16 protein-coding genes are annotated in these 14,772 nt (G+C 60.9%); 8 read left to right on the top strand and 8 right to left on the bottom strand.

Features of this window, described 5'->3' with window-relative positions:
- The 3 genes from AC1Z24_RS14870 to AC1Z24_RS14860 all read left to right on the top strand — a co-directional run bounded on the left by AC1Z24_RS14870 (position 1) and on the right by AC1Z24_RS14860 (position 2,509).
- Positions 1 to 1,137 (top strand): M14 family metallopeptidase, encoded by a 1,137-nt coding sequence (locus AC1Z24_RS14870; protein WP_483746300.1) that lies wholly within the window; start codon positions 1 to 3, stop codon positions 1,135 to 1,137.
- A 104-nt stretch (positions 1,138 to 1,241) separates the two neighbouring features.
- Positions 1,242 to 1,754 carry a sigma-70 family RNA polymerase sigma factor gene (locus tag AC1Z24_RS14865; RefSeq protein WP_483746299.1) on the top strand — a complete coding sequence of 171 codons (513 nt, stop codon included), beginning with the start codon at positions 1,242 to 1,244 and terminating at the stop codon, positions 1,752 to 1,754.
- Positions 1,751 to 2,509 carry an anti-sigma factor gene (locus AC1Z24_RS14860; RefSeq protein WP_483746298.1) on the top strand — a complete coding sequence of 253 codons (759 nt, stop codon included), beginning with the start codon at positions 1,751 to 1,753 and terminating at the stop codon, positions 2,507 to 2,509. The genes AC1Z24_RS14865 and AC1Z24_RS14860 overlap by 4 nt, the downstream gene beginning before the upstream one ends.
- A 140-nt stretch (positions 2,510 to 2,649) precedes the next feature.
- Here AC1Z24_RS14860 and AC1Z24_RS14855 read toward each other — a convergent pair whose 3' ends face one another.
- Entirely contained in the window at positions 2,650 to 3,858 is a 1,209-nt protein-coding gene (locus AC1Z24_RS14855; protein ID WP_483746297.1) for an MFS transporter, read from the bottom strand.
- Between the two features lie 105 nt (positions 3,859 to 3,963).
- Here AC1Z24_RS14855 and AC1Z24_RS14850 point away from each other — a divergent pair, with 105 nt between their 5' ends.
- Positions 3,964 to 4,518, top strand: a complete 555-nt coding sequence (locus AC1Z24_RS14850; protein ID WP_259103886.1) for a TetR/AcrR family transcriptional regulator — start codon at positions 3,964 to 3,966, stop codon at positions 4,516 to 4,518.
- A gap of 48 nt (positions 4,519 to 4,566) precedes the next feature.
- A complete protein-coding gene (locus tag AC1Z24_RS14845) occupies positions 4,567 to 5,868 on the top strand; it encodes a leucine-rich repeat-containing protein kinase family protein (RefSeq protein ID WP_483746296.1) in 1,302 nt (433 codons plus the stop codon).
- 104 nt (positions 5,869 to 5,972) lie between these two features.
- On the opposite strand, the gene AC1Z24_RS14840 is transcribed toward AC1Z24_RS14845, so the two are convergent.
- Entirely contained in the window at positions 5,973 to 6,677 is a 705-nt protein-coding gene (locus AC1Z24_RS14840; protein WP_483746295.1) for a YebC/PmpR family DNA-binding transcriptional regulator, read from the bottom strand.
- A 283-nt stretch (positions 6,678 to 6,960) separates the two neighbouring features.
- On the opposite strand from AC1Z24_RS14840, the gene AC1Z24_RS14835 reads away from it, so the two are divergent.
- Entirely contained in the window at positions 6,961 to 8,853 is a 1,893-nt protein-coding gene (locus AC1Z24_RS14835) for a type VI secretion system Vgr family protein (protein WP_483746294.1), read from the top strand.
- Here the strand turns inward: AC1Z24_RS14835 and AC1Z24_RS14830 are convergent.
- The 3 genes from AC1Z24_RS14830 to AC1Z24_RS14820 all read right to left on the bottom strand — a co-directional run bounded on the left by AC1Z24_RS14830 (position 8,840) and on the right by AC1Z24_RS14820 (position 11,768).
- Positions 8,840 to 9,613 (bottom strand): enoyl-CoA hydratase, encoded by a 774-nt coding sequence (locus AC1Z24_RS14830; RefSeq protein WP_483746293.1) that lies wholly within the window; start codon positions 9,611 to 9,613, stop codon positions 8,840 to 8,842. The genes AC1Z24_RS14835 and AC1Z24_RS14830 overlap by 14 nt on opposite strands.
- A gap of 172 nt (positions 9,614 to 9,785) precedes the next feature.
- The gene (locus tag AC1Z24_RS14825) at positions 9,786 to 10,985 is read right to left on the bottom strand and encodes an acetyl-CoA C-acyltransferase (protein WP_483746292.1); all 1,200 of its coding nucleotides are present in this window, start codon (positions 10,983 to 10,985) and stop codon (positions 9,786 to 9,788) included.
- A 15-nt stretch (positions 10,986 to 11,000) separates the two neighbouring features.
- Complete coding sequence (locus AC1Z24_RS14820; RefSeq protein ID WP_483746291.1) at positions 11,001 to 11,768, bottom strand: 3-hydroxyacyl-CoA dehydrogenase; 768 nt, start codon at positions 11,766 to 11,768, stop codon at positions 11,001 to 11,003.
- Positions 11,769 to 11,951: 183 nt separating this feature from the next.
- On the opposite strand from AC1Z24_RS14820, the gene AC1Z24_RS14815 reads away from it, so the two are divergent.
- Entirely contained in the window at positions 11,952 to 12,431 is a 480-nt protein-coding gene (locus AC1Z24_RS14815) for an LEA/WHy family protein (protein ID WP_483746290.1), read from the top strand.
- 3 nt (positions 12,432 to 12,434) lie between these two features.
- Here AC1Z24_RS14815 and AC1Z24_RS14810 read toward each other — a convergent pair whose 3' ends face one another.
- Both AC1Z24_RS14810 and AC1Z24_RS14805 read right to left on the bottom strand, forming a co-directional pair.
- Positions 12,435 to 13,361 (bottom strand): carbon-nitrogen hydrolase family protein, encoded by a 927-nt coding sequence (locus tag AC1Z24_RS14810; protein ID WP_483746289.1) that lies wholly within the window; start codon positions 13,359 to 13,361, stop codon positions 12,435 to 12,437.
- A 112-nt stretch (positions 13,362 to 13,473) separates the two neighbouring features.
- Positions 13,474 to 13,728, bottom strand: a complete 255-nt coding sequence (locus tag AC1Z24_RS14805; RefSeq protein ID WP_483746288.1) for a hypothetical protein — start codon at positions 13,726 to 13,728, stop codon at positions 13,474 to 13,476.
- Positions 13,729 to 13,893: 165 nt separating this feature from the next.
- On the opposite strand from AC1Z24_RS14805, the gene AC1Z24_RS14800 reads away from it, so the two are divergent.
- On the top strand, positions 13,894 to 14,211 hold the full coding sequence (locus AC1Z24_RS14800; protein WP_259103906.1) for an ElaB/YgaM/YqjD family protein: 318 nt from the start codon (positions 13,894 to 13,896) through the stop codon (positions 14,209 to 14,211).
- 89 nt (positions 14,212 to 14,300) lie between these two features.
- Here the strand turns inward: AC1Z24_RS14800 and AC1Z24_RS14795 are convergent, their stop codons facing one another.
- The gene (locus tag AC1Z24_RS14795; protein ID WP_483746287.1) at positions 14,301 to 14,693 is read right to left on the bottom strand and encodes an SPOR domain-containing protein; all 393 of its coding nucleotides are present in this window, start codon (positions 14,691 to 14,693) and stop codon (positions 14,301 to 14,303) included.
- Positions 14,694 to 14,772: the final 79 nt, after the last annotated feature.

Raw genomic sequence — 14,772 nt, 5'->3', positions numbered from 1 at the left:
GTGCCACTTACCATCAGTACCGATTTCGACAGCGGCAATATCGAGGTCATCGACGCCAGCAATCCCACCGACCTCAAGCTGGCCATTCGCCCCGATACCCGCAGCGCGCATTTCCAGTGGTTTCACTTCAAGGTCGACGGCATGCAGGTCGGCCAGCGCCACGCGTTCAGCCTCGGCAATGCCCATGAGTCCAGTTACAGCCATGCCTGGACCGGCTATGACGCCGTGGCCTCCTACGATCAGGTCGAGTGGTTTCGCGTGCCGAGCCAGTTCGATGGGCGCGCGCTGAACTTCAGTATCGCTCCCGAGCAGCCACAGATCTGGTTCGCCTACTTCGAACCCTATAGCCGCGAGCGTCATGACTGGCTGATCGGCCAGGCTCTGGACCAGGCTGGCACCGAGCTGCTGGCCACCGGCAAGAGCATCGAAGGCCGCGATATCCCGCTGCTGCGCAAAGGCGATGGCAGTGCCGGTAAACGGGCCATCTGGATCATCGCGCAACAGCACCCCGGCGAACACATGGCCGAATGGTTCATGGAAGGCATCATCGAGCGCCTGCAACAGCGCAACGACCCGGTGCTCGACAGCCTGCTCGCCGCCGCCGACCTGTACCTGGTGCCGAACATGAACCCGGACGGAGCGTTCCATGGCCATCTGCGCACCAATGCCTGCGGCAAGGACCTCAACCGTGCCTGGCAGGATTGCACCCCGGAGTTGAGCCCCGAGGTGTTCTTCATCAAGCAGGAGATGGAAAAGTACGGCGTCGACATGTTCCTCGATGTCCACGGCGACGAAGCCATTCCCTACGTCTTCACCGCCGCCTGTGAAGGCAACCCCGGCTACACCCCGCAACAGGCTGAGCTGGAAGCGCATTTCCGCAAGCGTCTGGGGGAAATCACCGTCGATTTCCAGAGCGTTCATGGCTATACGCGCTCGGCCCCCGGAAAGGCCAATATGAACCTGGCCTGCAACAGTGTCGGCGAGCGCTTCAAGTGCCTGGCTATGACCCTGGAAATGCCGTTCAAGGACAACGATAACGCGCCGGACCTGCGCACTGGCTGGTCAGGCCAGCGCTCTGCACAGTTGGCCAAGGATGTGCTGACCACACTGTCGGAAATGGTCTCGGTGCTGCGCTGAGAAACATTTTGGCAAAATAATTGCGGCTTCATGGAATAGACTCCGGGTAGCGACGTCTTGCTGATCATAACGATCCATTACATTGCCCCCGGATGCCGCAAGCCATGCATGACATCGACGACCAATTACGTGAGCTGATCCCGCGAATTCGCCGCTTCGCGGTATCGCTGACGCGTAATCCGACTAGCGCAGACGACCTGGTCCAGTCGAGCCTGGAGAAAGCCCTGACCGCCTGGAGCGACAAACGTCCGGAAGGTGATCTGCGCGCATGGCTGTTTGCCATTCTCTATCGCCAGTTCCTCGACGCCCACCGCCGCTCACGCCGGTACACGCGCATGCTGGATTTCTTTACCGGTGCCAGTGAAGACGACTATCAGCCGTCGGTGGAGCGCACAGTGGTCGCCCAGTCCACCTTGCAGGCGTTCGAAGGCCTCAATACCGAGCAGCGCGCACTGTTGCTGTGGATTTCGGTGGAAGGCTTGAGTTACAAGGAGGTCGCCGAAATTCTTGATGTTCCGATCGGTACCGTCATGTCCCGTTTGTCCAGGGCCCGCCAGGCCTTGCGGCAACTCAGCGACGGTGAAATCACGCCCCCTGCCCTGCGGATACTGAAATGATCAGCCTGCCCCCCAGCGAACGCGACCTGCACGCCTACGTCGACCGCCAATTGAGCGATACCGACCGGCAGACCCTGGAAACCTGGCTGGCGGCCCATCCCGAGGTGGCCCGCCAGGTACAGGACTGGCAACTGGACGCCCAGCACCTGCGTGCCGCCCTGAGCGGCGATTTGCAGCGCAGCGCCAATCCGGAACTGGATCCGGCGTTCATTCGCCAGACCATGCGCCAAAAATCCTACCGGCACTACGCCACCGCTGCGGTGTTGCTGATTGCCGTCAGCGTCGGCGGCCTCAGCGGCTGGCAGGCCCGGGAAATGACCCTCAGTACCGCCACCCCGCCCATGGCGGACGCCGTGCAGGCTTATCGCATGTTTGCGGTAAAAGATGACATGGCCACCGACTGGAACCCGACCAAGGTCAGCGATGCCCAGGGCTGGCTGGACAAGAACTTTGCCCGGGCCAATCGCCTGCCTGACCTTGCAGCCGCAGGCTTCAAGCCCGTGGGCGGGCGCATGACCAGCACCGAGCAAGGCGCCGCAGCCATGGTGGTCTACGCCGATGCGGACGGGCGCAAGCTCAGCTTCTATATTCGGCCACCGGGAGAGCGCAACCACTTGCTCCCCCAGGGCAGTCGCCGGGATGGTGAATTGCAGGCGGATTACTGGTCAGGGGGCGGCTACAACTACGCCGTGGTCGGCCCGGCGGATGATCCTGCCGCGCAACAGGCCCGACAGGCGCTGCATAACGCGATCTGATTTACCCATGATTAACTGTGGGAATGATCACCTGTGGCCGGGCTTGCCCGCGAAGGGGCCAGTACAACCGCCATCACTTCAGCGGTTGAAACATCGCTTTCGCAAGCAAGCTTGCTCCCACCTGTTCGTACTTCCCGACGTTATGCAGCCAGCCGCCGCCGCTCAGCCCGCTTGACCAGCAACCCACCCAACGCCAGCAGCGCCAGGACGATCACCACCGAGCCATAGATATTGGTGGTGGTGATCAGCCCCAGATGCCTGGCCGAGAACCCGGCCATCAGCGCGGGCACACAGAACGCCAGGTAGCTGAGCACATAGAACGCCGATAACAGCCCTGCGCGTTCATGGGCATGGGCCAACGGCAGGAGCATACGCAAGGCACCGAGAAAGCTGGAACCAAAGCCTACCCCGGCCACCACCGAACCCACGAAGAACAGCCAGAGCCAGCCGCTGTTGACCGCCACCAGAATCACCGCAACCCCCAATGGCAGGAAGCAGACACCCACCCACAAGGCCAGACTCGCTTCACGCAGACGCAGATTGACGATTGCCACCGCACCACTGAGCGTCAGCGCGGCCACAGCCAGGCCGCCATTGAGCGCCGAGGTCGAACCGGTGGCTGCGGCCAGCAACGAGGGCGTCAGGGACAGGAAAAAGCCTCCCAGGGACCAGGCGGCAATATCTGCCGGCAACACGGCCCATAACGTGCCCCGCGCTTGAGTCGGCACATGCAGCGAGGGCTTGAGCGACTGCCAGACGCCCGGTTGCGGGCTGACGGTCTCGGCTATCCGCCACAGATACAGCGCCTGGAACACAAAAGCCGCCAGCAGAACACAATAGGCCAGCAATAGCGGCAATGGCGCAAACTCCACCAGGACCGCGGTGCCCAGTGCACCTGCGGCCATGCCGAACATCGGCGCGATGCTGTTGATCAGCGGCCCCTGCTTCTGATCGCTGTCCAACAGCGCAGCGCCCAGGGCACTGGTGGCCATGCCCGTGGCGAAACCCTGCATGACCCGCGCGGCAATCAGCCAGCCGACGTCACTGGCGAAGATAAACAGCAGCATGGCCGCGATCTCCAGCAGCAGCGAAACGAAGATGACCGGCCGTCGGCCCAGGTAGTCGGATAGCGAGCCGACCACCAACAATGCGACCAGGAGACTCATGGCATAAACCGCGAAAATCAGCGTCAACGTTGCTGCGGAAAAGCCCCAATCCTGCTGATAGAGATGGTAGAGCGGCGTCGGCGCACTGGAGGCGGCAAAGAAGCACAACGTGGTAAATGCCAGAAAACCCAAGTGTTTGTGCGGCCGATCGGCGCTGCCCGGGTTCTGCAAAGGTATAGACATGGGTACACTCTCCAATCGCGCACATAATTAAAGCTAAGTTTTAGCGTTATAAAGTGTGCGAGTTGATTCGAATTAAAGCAAATACTTTGTGTTAAGGTCTGCCCCATGGCTATTAAAGAAGGCATACGCACCGGAGGCCGCAGCGCCCGCGTGCAGGAATCGATCCATACCGCCGTTCGCGACCTGCTCCTCGAACATGAGCGCAGCGCCCTGAGCGTGCCGCTGATCGCCGCTCGCGCGGGGGTCACGCCTTCGACCATCTATCGTCGCTGGGGCGACCTGACCACTCTGCTGGCCGATGCTGCGGTCGAGCGCCTGCGCCCGGACGAGCCGATCAACTGCGGCAACCTGCGTGAAGATCTGCACACCTGGACCGAGGCCTATCTCGAGGAAATGAGTTCCGCTCCGGGCCGGGAATTGATGCGTGACGTGGTCGCCACCGGCGCCACCACCTGCTCGGGTAAATGTGTCGCCATCGTTCAGGAGCAGTTGCAAATCATCATCGATCGCGCGCTGGCTCGGGGCGAGCGCGCGCCCTGCACCGTCGAACTGATCGACACCGTGGTCGCGCCAATCATCTACCGCCTGCTCTACGCCGATGCGCCACCAAGCCTGGAACGTACCCTGCAGTTGGTTGACCGGTGCCTGAAGCTGGCCTGACAGCCTGTTAGAATGGTCGCCTCCAACAGCCATTGACCTCACACCTCCATGCACAGCCTCGAAGACCTGAACACCGGCAAGCTCCACGGCATCCGCCGCCTGGACCTGTCCTGCGGACTCACTGAATTCCCTCGGGCGATCTTCGAGCTGGCCGACTCCCTGGAAGTGCTCAACCTCAGCGGCAACGCCCTGAGCAGCCTGCCCGATGATCTCTATCGGCTCCGGCACATGCGCATCCTGTTCGTCTCCGACAACGACTTTACCGAGCTGCCCGCCTGTATTGGCCGCTGTGAACAGTTGCAAGTGATCGGTTTCAAGGCCAATCGCATTCGCCACGTCCCCGCCGAGGCCCTGCCGCCGCAGCTGCGCTCGTTGATCCTTACCGACAACCAGATCGACAGCCTGCCCGAGGCCCTTGGCAACTGTGCTCACCTGCAAAAGCTGATGTTGGCCGGTAACCGTCTGCAACGCCTGCCCGACAGCCTGGCCCGTTGTCAGCGCCTGGAACTGCTGCGCAGTGCCGTCAACCAACTGACCGAGCTGCCCGACTGGCTGCTGCAAATGCCCGCCCTCGCCTGGCTGGCCCATGGCGGCAATCCACTGTCCCCGCCAGCACCCGCCATCGATGTGCTTCCAATTGCGTGGCAACAGTTGCAACTCGGGGAAAAGCTTGGCGAAGGCGCTTCGGGGGTCATTCGGCAGGCACTGTGGCAAAGGCCCGGGCAGGATCCGCTGGCTGTCGCGGTCAAAGTCTATAAAGGCCACGTCACCAGCGACGGCTCGCCCCTCGACGAAATGGCGGCCTGCCTGGTCGCCGGTGTCCATGAGCAACTGATCCGGGTCGAAGGCCGCATCGCTGACCACCCCGAAGGTCGCGCCGCACTGGTGCTGGACCTGATCGACCCAGCCTTTATCAATCTGGCCGGACCGCCCAGCCTGGAATCCTGCACCCGGGATATCTACCCCACCGGACTGCGCCTGGAGCAGGACACAGCCCTGCGCATCGCCAGCGGCATTGCCTCAGCCACCGCCCATCTGCACAGCCACGGCATGATCCATGGCGATCTGTATGCCCATAACATCCTGTGGAGCCCGCATGGCGAATGCTTGTTGGGGGATTTCGGTGCGGCAGCGTTTCATCCGCACACGGGAGAAGCCGCGATGCTGGAGCGCATAGAGACCCGGGCCTTTGGCATTTTGTTGGGCGAGTTGCTGGAACGCTGCGAGCTGCCGCCGGGTGACCCCGTGTGGGCATTGCAGGGACGGTGCGTGCAGGCTGATGTCATGCAGCGCCCGACGATGGCTGAGGTGAAGCAGCTGTTAGCTACGAGCCTCGAGCTGCGAGCATAAACACTGTGGGACCGGCTTTAGCCGGGAATTCGCCTTCCCGTCTAAAACCAGTCCCACAGAATACCGCTAATCTTTCTTACAGCTCGTAGCTCGTAGCTAAGCCTTTAACCCGCCAACCCTACATACACGTTCTGCACGTCATCATGGGCATCGATAGCTTCGAGAAACGCTTCGACTTCAGCCATCTGCTCATCGCTAAGACCATCCACAGTGCTTTTCGGGCGATAGCCCAACTGCGCCGAAGTCACGGTGAAGCCGAACTCAGGCAGGGCCTTGCACACGGCATCAAGATCGGTGGACTCGCTGAGGAACAGCGTGGCACCGTCTTCGCCCGGCTCAAAATCCTGGGCACCAGCTTCAATGGCAGCCAGTTCAGGGTCAGCGTCGGCGTTGTCCGGGGTGGCTTCGATCATGCCCTGATAGAGGAAATCCCAGGACACGGAACCGGCAGCGCCGAGCTGGCCCTTGCGGAACAGCACACGGATTTCCGACACGGTGCGGTTGATGTTGTCAGTCAGGCACTCGACGATCACCGGTACCTTGTGCGGCGCGAAACCTTCGTAGGTCAGACGCTCGAAGTTGACGTGCTCACCCAACAGGCCCGCGCCCTTCTTGATTGCCCGCTCCAGAGTCTCGCGAGGCATTGAGGCCTTCTTGGCCTGCTCAACCACCAGACGCAACCGGGAGTTCATGTCCGGGTCAGCGCCGGAACGCGCGGCGATCATGATTTCCTTGGACAGCTTGCCAAAAATACGCCCCTTGGCGTTGGCTGCTGCTTCTTTATGCTTGACCTTCCACTGTGCGCCCATGCTTGCTCTCTTGATTCGATTGCGTCCTGCCGCCCTCACCCGGTCATCAGGACAGGTGCTGCGGCAACACGTTGAAAAATACTAACCGGCGCATTTTATACGCGATGACGCCGGATGAAACCCCTCTCACGTCATTGTCTTCACACTGAGACTATTTGACGCCATGACTGACTTAACCTAAAGCTTTGTAGTCCTTTTCTGAAAAGCCCTGCAGCCATGCCAAGGACGGCGCGCATTTCGTACCCTTCGCCCCCTGGAATTTTCTAGCTGGGAGCGCAAGCGAATGTGCCGGAACACGCACGAGCCAATCACCCTGGTCATTGATGACACACCGTTGCCCCTGCGGGTCATCGGCTTCAACGGCCAGGATGCACTGAATCAACCCTATCGTTTCGACATTGACTTGCTCAGCGACAACCCGTTGCTGGACCTCAATCAGTTACTGCAGCGCCATGCCTTCCTGAGCCTGGGCGATGGCGAAGAAGGCGTGCACGGGCATATTGGCGGGGCCAGCCAGCGCTACGCAGGCACCGACCTGAGTCACTATCGTGTCAGCCTGATACCTGACCTGCAGCGGCTTGAGCATCGCCGGCAGAGAAGGATCTTGCGCAACCTCAGCGTGCCGCAACTGATTGTGCGCCTACTGGCAGAGCATGGCCTTGGAGAAGACGCGTACCGTTTCGAGCCCACCACCGGTCTCTATCCGCCACGCGCCCTGTGCGTGCAGTACGACGAAAGCGACCTGCACCTGCTACAGCGTCTGTGCGAAGAAGAAGGTATTCACTTTCGTTTCGAGCACAGTCGCAATCAGCATCTGCTGATTTTCTCCGATGATCCCGGCAGCTTTCCTACATTGCCGCAACCTCTGGGCTTCCGGCGCTCGCTGAGTGCTTCATCCGCCCCCGTCGGGCTCAGTCACTTGAGCGAAATGCTCTGGGCCTTACCCAGCCAGGGTCAACCCGAAAACCAGCAAGATGAAAGCCATGAACCGGAGCCGACCGGACCACCGATCCAGGGTGAAGCCAATCAACACTACCTGCACCCGGCCTACGACAATCGCAGCGATGCCCGACAAATGCGCCAGCGCCAGGCCGGGCGGCGGGCGCTGGAGCGCATGCGTTGTGAACGCTATCGGGTCGAGGGTCGCAGTGACCGCGCCAGCCTGGGCAGCGGGCAGGTCGTTCAGGTACTCGGCCACCCGATGGTGCAGTACAACGATCAATGGCTGCTGACGCAAGTCCGTCATCGCGCCTGGCAGCCCCAGGTACTGGCAGGCGCAGACGAGTACGATTGCGCGAGGATCCTTGAATCGACGCTACCTGCAACGGCTGAACCGGGCTACGCCAACAGCTTTACCGCCATTCCCTGGGCCATGCCTTTTCGCCCATCCCTCGATCATCCCAAACCCCGGATTCACGGCGTTTCGCCCGCCACCCTGCTGACCACCTCCGAAGGCCTGCTGACAACAGACTCACAGGGGCGCCTGCCGATCCGCTATGACTGGCAAGCTCCCGACGATACCGACAGCACGGGAATGCCAGCGCAAATCGCTGATGGCGAACTCCTGTGCCGTGGTGCCGCAACGGCAGTCTGGGTCAGCCATTTTGACAATGACCCGGAACGCCCGGTGATCTGTGGCTTGCGGCAGGCGACGCGAGGCATGCGGATTGTGGTCGATGACATGGAAATGTCGCCGGGGCTGACAGCGCTGCATCTCAGGCATGACCAGCGTCTGCTGCTCGAAGCTCCCAGCCTGCAAGTTGATGGCGCAGGTGCCTGCATGAAGCTGAGCGTCGATGCCATAACCTTGAATGCGCTGCCAAGTGCAGCCTGCGCAAGCCCGCGTAACGCCAACCGCCAGGACCTGCGTCTGACTGAAAAACCCGGCCTGAGCGGTCGCCCCCTGGCCCGGCGCAGTTGGTACATCGTACGTATGCCCACGGCCGACCTGAGCCATCTGGCACGCCTGGACCCCCGTCACCTGCTATTCGAAGGCCAGACCGACGATCAGGGCTATCTGGGCCTGAGTACCGAGCAGCAGCGGCAATTGGCCGAGGAATACCGCAGGACGCCCCAGCAACTGTGCCTGATTCATCCCGGCCATTGCCTGCCCTTGGCGGTGTATTTCCAGCAGAACTGGAGCCGCCATCAGCTCATGCTGTTCAACAACCCTTGAAGACCGCCTCGCGCTTTTCGATGAACGCCGCCATGCCTTCTTTCTGGTCATGACTGGCAAACAACGAATGGAACACCCGGCGCTCGAAACGAACGCCCTCGGCGAGGCTGACCTCGAAGGCGCGATTGATGCTTTCCTTGACCATCATCGCCACCGGCAGGGATTTGGCCGCAATGTCAGCCGCGACTTTCAGCGCCTCCTCCAACAGCCCGGCGGCTGGCACGATCCGCGCCACCACACCGGCCCGCTCGGCCTCTTCGGCATCCATCAGGCGTCCGGTCAGACACAGCTCCATAGCCTTGGCCTTGCCTACCGCGCGGGTCAGGCGCTGGGTGCCGCCCATGCCCGGCAGCACGCCCAGCTTGATTTCCGGCTGACCGAAACGGGCAGTATCGGCGGCGAGGATAAAATCGCACATCAACGCCAGCTCACAGCCGCCACCCAAAGCAAAGCCGGCCACGGCAGCGATCATTGGCTTGCGTCGGGCAGCAACGCGGTCGCTGTCGCAGAACAGGTCGTCGAGATAGATCTGCGGGTAGGTCAGTTGCGCCATTTCCTTGATATCGGCCCCGGCGGCAAAGGCCTTGGCTGAACCGGTGAGGACGATGCAACCGATAGTACGGTCGGCTTCCAGTTGATCGAGAGCCTGGTTGAGTTCGCGGATCAACTGGGCATTCAGGGCGTTCAGGGCGTGAGGACGGTTCAGGGTGATGAGGGCTACTCGATCTCGAATCTCCAGCAACAATGTTTCGTAACTCATTGATTATTATCCTTTAAACATGAATATATTTTATCGTGAAATAACATTAATAAATAACTATAACCAACTGATTTAAATGAACTCTGAAGATAACCGGCTGACCTTTAGGACCGGCTTCAGCCGGGAAGGCGTATTCCCGGCTGGACCTGTCTCAAAAGAGGGTATGAATGACTTAATAAACACACTCAATGGCCATCGCCGTCGCCTCTCCACCACCGATACAGATTGCCGCGACCCCACGACGCAATTGCCGCTGACGCAGCGCCCAGATCAGGCTGACCAGAATACGCGCCCCCGACGCACCAATGGGATGCCCCAGAGCACAGGCGCCGCCGTGCACATTGACCTTTTCATGGGCCAGCCCCAATTGCTGCATGGTCACCAGGGCAACTACGGCGAACGCTTCGTTGATCTCGAACAGATCCACCTGCTCCAGGTTCCAGCCGGTGCGCTGCATCAGCTTATTGATCGCGCCAACAGGTGCTGTAGGAAACAGCCCAGGCTCATCAGCGAAAGCCCCATGACCATGGATGATCGCCAAGGGTTTAAGGCCCTGCTGTGCAGCCTCGGAGCGACGCATCAACAGCAAGGCTGCCGCGCCATCGGAGATCGAGCTGGAGTTGGCCGCCGTGACGCTGCCATCGACTCTGAACGCCGGCTTGAGGCTGGCAATCTTGTCCAGCCGCGCTTTGGGCGGTTGCTCGTCAGTGCTGATCAGCCTGAGTTCCTTGCCGACCTTCGCCTCGAGCGCAACGATTTCGGCAGTGAACAGACCGTCACGAATAGCCGCCTGGGCGCGAGTCAGGGAGGCCACTGCATAGGCGTCCTGGGCTTCCCGGCTAAATCCATGCTCCTGGGCGCAATCCTCGGCGTATGTGCCCATCAGGCGTCCCGGCTCGTAGGCATCTTCCAGGCCGTCGAGAAACATATGATCGATAACCCGGCCATGACCCATGCGGTAGCCGCTGCGTGCGCGGTCCAACAGGTACGGGGCGTTGGACATGCTTTCCATGCCGCCGGCCACCACCACTCTGGCGCTGCCCGCAAGCAACAGGTCATGGGCAAGGATCACCGCCTGCATACCCGAGCCGCACATTTTGTTAAGGGTTGTGCAGGGCGTCGACGTGCTCAGCCCCGCTCCCAGCGCTGCCTGACGTGCCGGGGCCTGGCCGAGCCCGGCAGACAGCACGCAGCCGAACAGCACCTCGTCGATTGCGTCGGGCCTGACCGCGCCACGCTCTACTGCGCCCCTGATCGCCGCCGCACCCAACTGCGGCGCGGTCAGGCTGTGCAGGTCGCCCTGAAAGCCGCCCATGGGCGTGCGCACGGCACTGACAATGACCACCGGGTCATCCTGCAAGGTCTTGGACATGGAGTTCTCCTGAGCTTATTTGGCGGCCATGCGCAGGGCACCGTCGAGACGGATCACCTCGCCGTTGAGCATGCTGTTCTCGACGATATGCCGGACCAGCGCCGCGTATTCGTCAGGCTTGCCCAGACGCGGCGGAAACGGCACACCCACAGCCAGGGCTTCGCGCACCGGCTCGACAACCCCGGCCATCATTGGCGTCTCAAAAATACCCGGAGCGATAGTCATGACCCTGATGCCGAAGCGTGCCAGCTCCCGCGCCGCTGGCAGGGTCAGGCTGACAATTGCGCCCTTGGACGCCGCATAGGCGGCCTGGCCGATCTGCCCGTCGTAAGCGGCAATGGAGGCGGTATTGATGATCACCCCGCGCTCGCCCTCGCCGTTCGGCTCGTTGTTGGCCATGGCCTCGGCGGCGAGACGCAGCAGGTTGAAGCTGCCGATCAGATTGACATTAATAATGCGGCTGAAGCTTTCCAGGCGATGGGGCTGTTCCTTGCCGAGAATCTTCTCCGCGCCACCAATACCGGCACAATTGACCAGGCCGTGAAGATGGCCGAAAGCCTTTACCGCAGCGTCCACGGCGGCCTGGGCTACTGTCTCCTGAGTGATATCACCGGCATGAAACGCTGTCTGCCCGCCCAACTGCCCGGCCTGAGTAGCAACAGCCTCGGCATTGAGATCGACCAGCATGACCCTGGCGCCCGCTTCCACCAGCATGCGCGCGGTGGCCGCGCCAAGTCCCGAAGCGCCGCCACTGACCAGAAATGCCTTGTCCTTGAGCTGCATAAGAGCTTCTCCATGTTGTTTTTTGAATTGGGGAGGTTGTTGCAATGACAACGATAGTCGCGCTGCCACGATAACGAGGCAATGGTCAAAGCGGGCGCAATCCATGAGCGATTTGGTCAATAACGAATCTCTGCCCGCCGGGGATGTCTGAGATCAGGTAGCCATCAGCCCGGAGCCCGGCGCATGCCCGTACAGTTCATCCGTACCCTGTTCACCAGTTTGTTGTTACTGACGCTGAGCGCCTGCGCGCTGTTCCCCCACAATGATCCGTTGAATATCAATGTGGTGGGTATCGAGCCCTTGCCCGGCCAAGGCCTGGAGGTACGGCTGGCCGTCAAACTGCGTTTGCAAAACCCCAATGAAACCGCCATCGACTACAGCGGCGTCGCCCTGGATCTGGACGTTAATGGCAAGTTGCTTGCCTCGGGGGTGAGCGATCAGCAAGGCACCATCGGGCGCTTTTCCGAAGCGGTGCTGGTAGTGCCGGTAAGCGTTTCGGCCTTTGCCGCGCTGCGTCAGGTGGTGGGCGTCAGCGAACGCCAGAGCCTGGATAACCTGCCGTACACCTTGCACGGCAAGCTCGCGGGCGGCCTGTTCGGCACCATGCGCTTCAGCGACAGCGGCGTACTGAGCCTGCCACAGCCGCTGAATAACGAATGGTAGGGATTAATCCTGAATGTAACGCACGCCGGGCTTGACCCGCTCATCGACGACCAGTTCGAAGATATCCGGCCGCGCGTAATGGCCGACCACATCCAGGTCGTAGCGTGCCTTGACCAGTTCGTCGGTATCGATTTCGGCACACAGCAGGCCGCTTTCACCCAGTAATGGCCCGGCCAGCACATCACCCAAAGGACCGACGATCAGGCTGCCACCGTTGATCAGGGGACGCTGTGCCGGCCAGTTGGCCACTTCGACCCCCAAGGCCTCGGGCGACGGCTGCACCTGACAGGCGCTGATCACAAACAGACGCCCTTCATGGGCAACGTGGCGCATGGTGCACTGCCAGATATCCCGTTCGTCTACCGTCGGCGCACACCAGACATCGACACCCTTGGCGTACATGGCTGTGCGCAGCAAGGGCATCTGGTTTTCCCAGCACACCGCCGACGCAACGCGCCCGACCTGGCTATTGATCACCGGCAGCGTCGAGCCATCGCCCTTGCCCCAGATCAGCCGCTCAGTGCCGGTTGGCATCAGTTTGCGGTGCTTGCCCACCAGGCCGCCTTCCGGCTCGATAAAGATCACGGTGCAATACAGGGTATTGCCTGCCCGCTCGATCACCCCCAGCACCAGACTGGCACCGGTACGTGCCGACAAGGCAGCCAGTACGTCGGTTTCCGCCCCTGGCAGGTCGATGGCATTGGCGTAGTAGCGTGCATAGGCCTCGCGTCCTTCCGGCAAGCGATAACCCAGTTGTGTGCCGAAGGTTTCGCCCTTCGGGTAACCACCGAGCAGCGCCTCAGGCATGACCACCAGGCGGGCGCCGGATTCGACGATGGCAGCCTCAAAGGACAGAATCTGCTCCAGGGTCTCGGCTTTACCGCCGGGCAAGGCACCGATCTGCAGGGCGGCAACGATGGATTTAGACATGCGGGAAAGCTCCGTTGACTGAGAATGTGGCGATTCTCCAACGCGGCCTCACATGAATAAATACCGAATCACTGCTAAATGATATGAGCGATATGAATATCAGCCGAATGAATTACTTGGCAGCCGCCATCAGTCGATTGACTTCACTGCGCACCATGTTGGCGTACTCCGGCGGGCTCATGGCGTCCAGCTCGGCGCGGACCCATTCGGACCACCTGCCCTTGCGCTTGGCTTTTTCCCCGATCAGGCGCGCAGCATCACCCTTGGCCTTGCCCAGGTTGCTTTGCCACATATCGAACAGTCGGGATTTTTCATCTTCAAGCGCTGCGCGCTCATGAAGGGGGCGATTTGCCAGATTGAAGCTCATAGCGGTTACCTGCGACATAAAAACCGCTGCATCTTACACCCTTGCAGCGCACACTCGGACGCAATGTGACGAGCGAATAAGTTCAGGTCCTACAGATACCTGCAACTTTTCTCTATGTGAATGACTCCATTGCATACTGCCATCCATCACTGAAAGGAAAACACCATGGCTCGTAAAACATCTGCCCAGAATGCCGCCGAACAGATCAAGGATCAGGCGTTCAGCGAACTGCAGGCGCTGATCGAAGAGTCGGACAAACTGCTCAAGGACAGCGCTTCGCTGGTGGGCGAAGAAGCCGAAACCCTGCGCGCTCAGCTGAGCCTCAAACTCAAGCAGGCCATGGACTCCGTGGTCAGCGTACGTGATCGCACCAAGCCAGCCGTGGAAGCTACCGAAAGCTATATCGGCGGCCACCCATGGCAGACCGTGGCCGTGTCTGCGGGCTTTGGCCTGGTTGTAGGTTTGTTGCTCGGCCGTCGTTAATAGATCGCGGTCCCCTGCAGGAGCTGCCGCAGGCTGCGAAAGCGGTATATCAGGCTGCTCCTGCAGGTCGGTCTTGCTACGGGCGAGGCCTATTTATGCTCCACAACCTGCGCACCCGCCGCACGATGGGCGTTAATCAGCTTGGTTGCCAGTTCCTGGTTCTTGGCCTCGGCATCGGCCTTTGAGCTGAACGGCCCGATGAGGATGCGACGGTTGGCGTCGATCTGGAACGGGTAACCGTGTTCCAGCAACCAAGCCGTAATATCAGTGAGGGCTTCGGTCGCCACGACCTGGACGTCCCACTGCGGCGCAGCTGCCACGGCGGCGACAGGGGTTGCCGGAGCGGCAGCAGGAGTTTTGTCCGGCTTGCCCGAATCACAGCCGGCTACCGCCAGTACCGCCAAAATCATTACCATCTTGCGCACGTTGATCTGCTCCTCGTTCTGAAGTGGCGCGAGTCTATCACTGTGCTTTTTCTTCATTGCCCGCTGACGGCGGATTTATTTACCCGGATCGGCGCCCGATCATGAACGGCGACCCCGCCCTGCGGTCCATCTGAGT

Source organism: Pseudomonas sp. JL23 (assembly GCF_056933585.1).
This window is presented reverse-complemented; position numbering and strand designations above follow the sequence as displayed.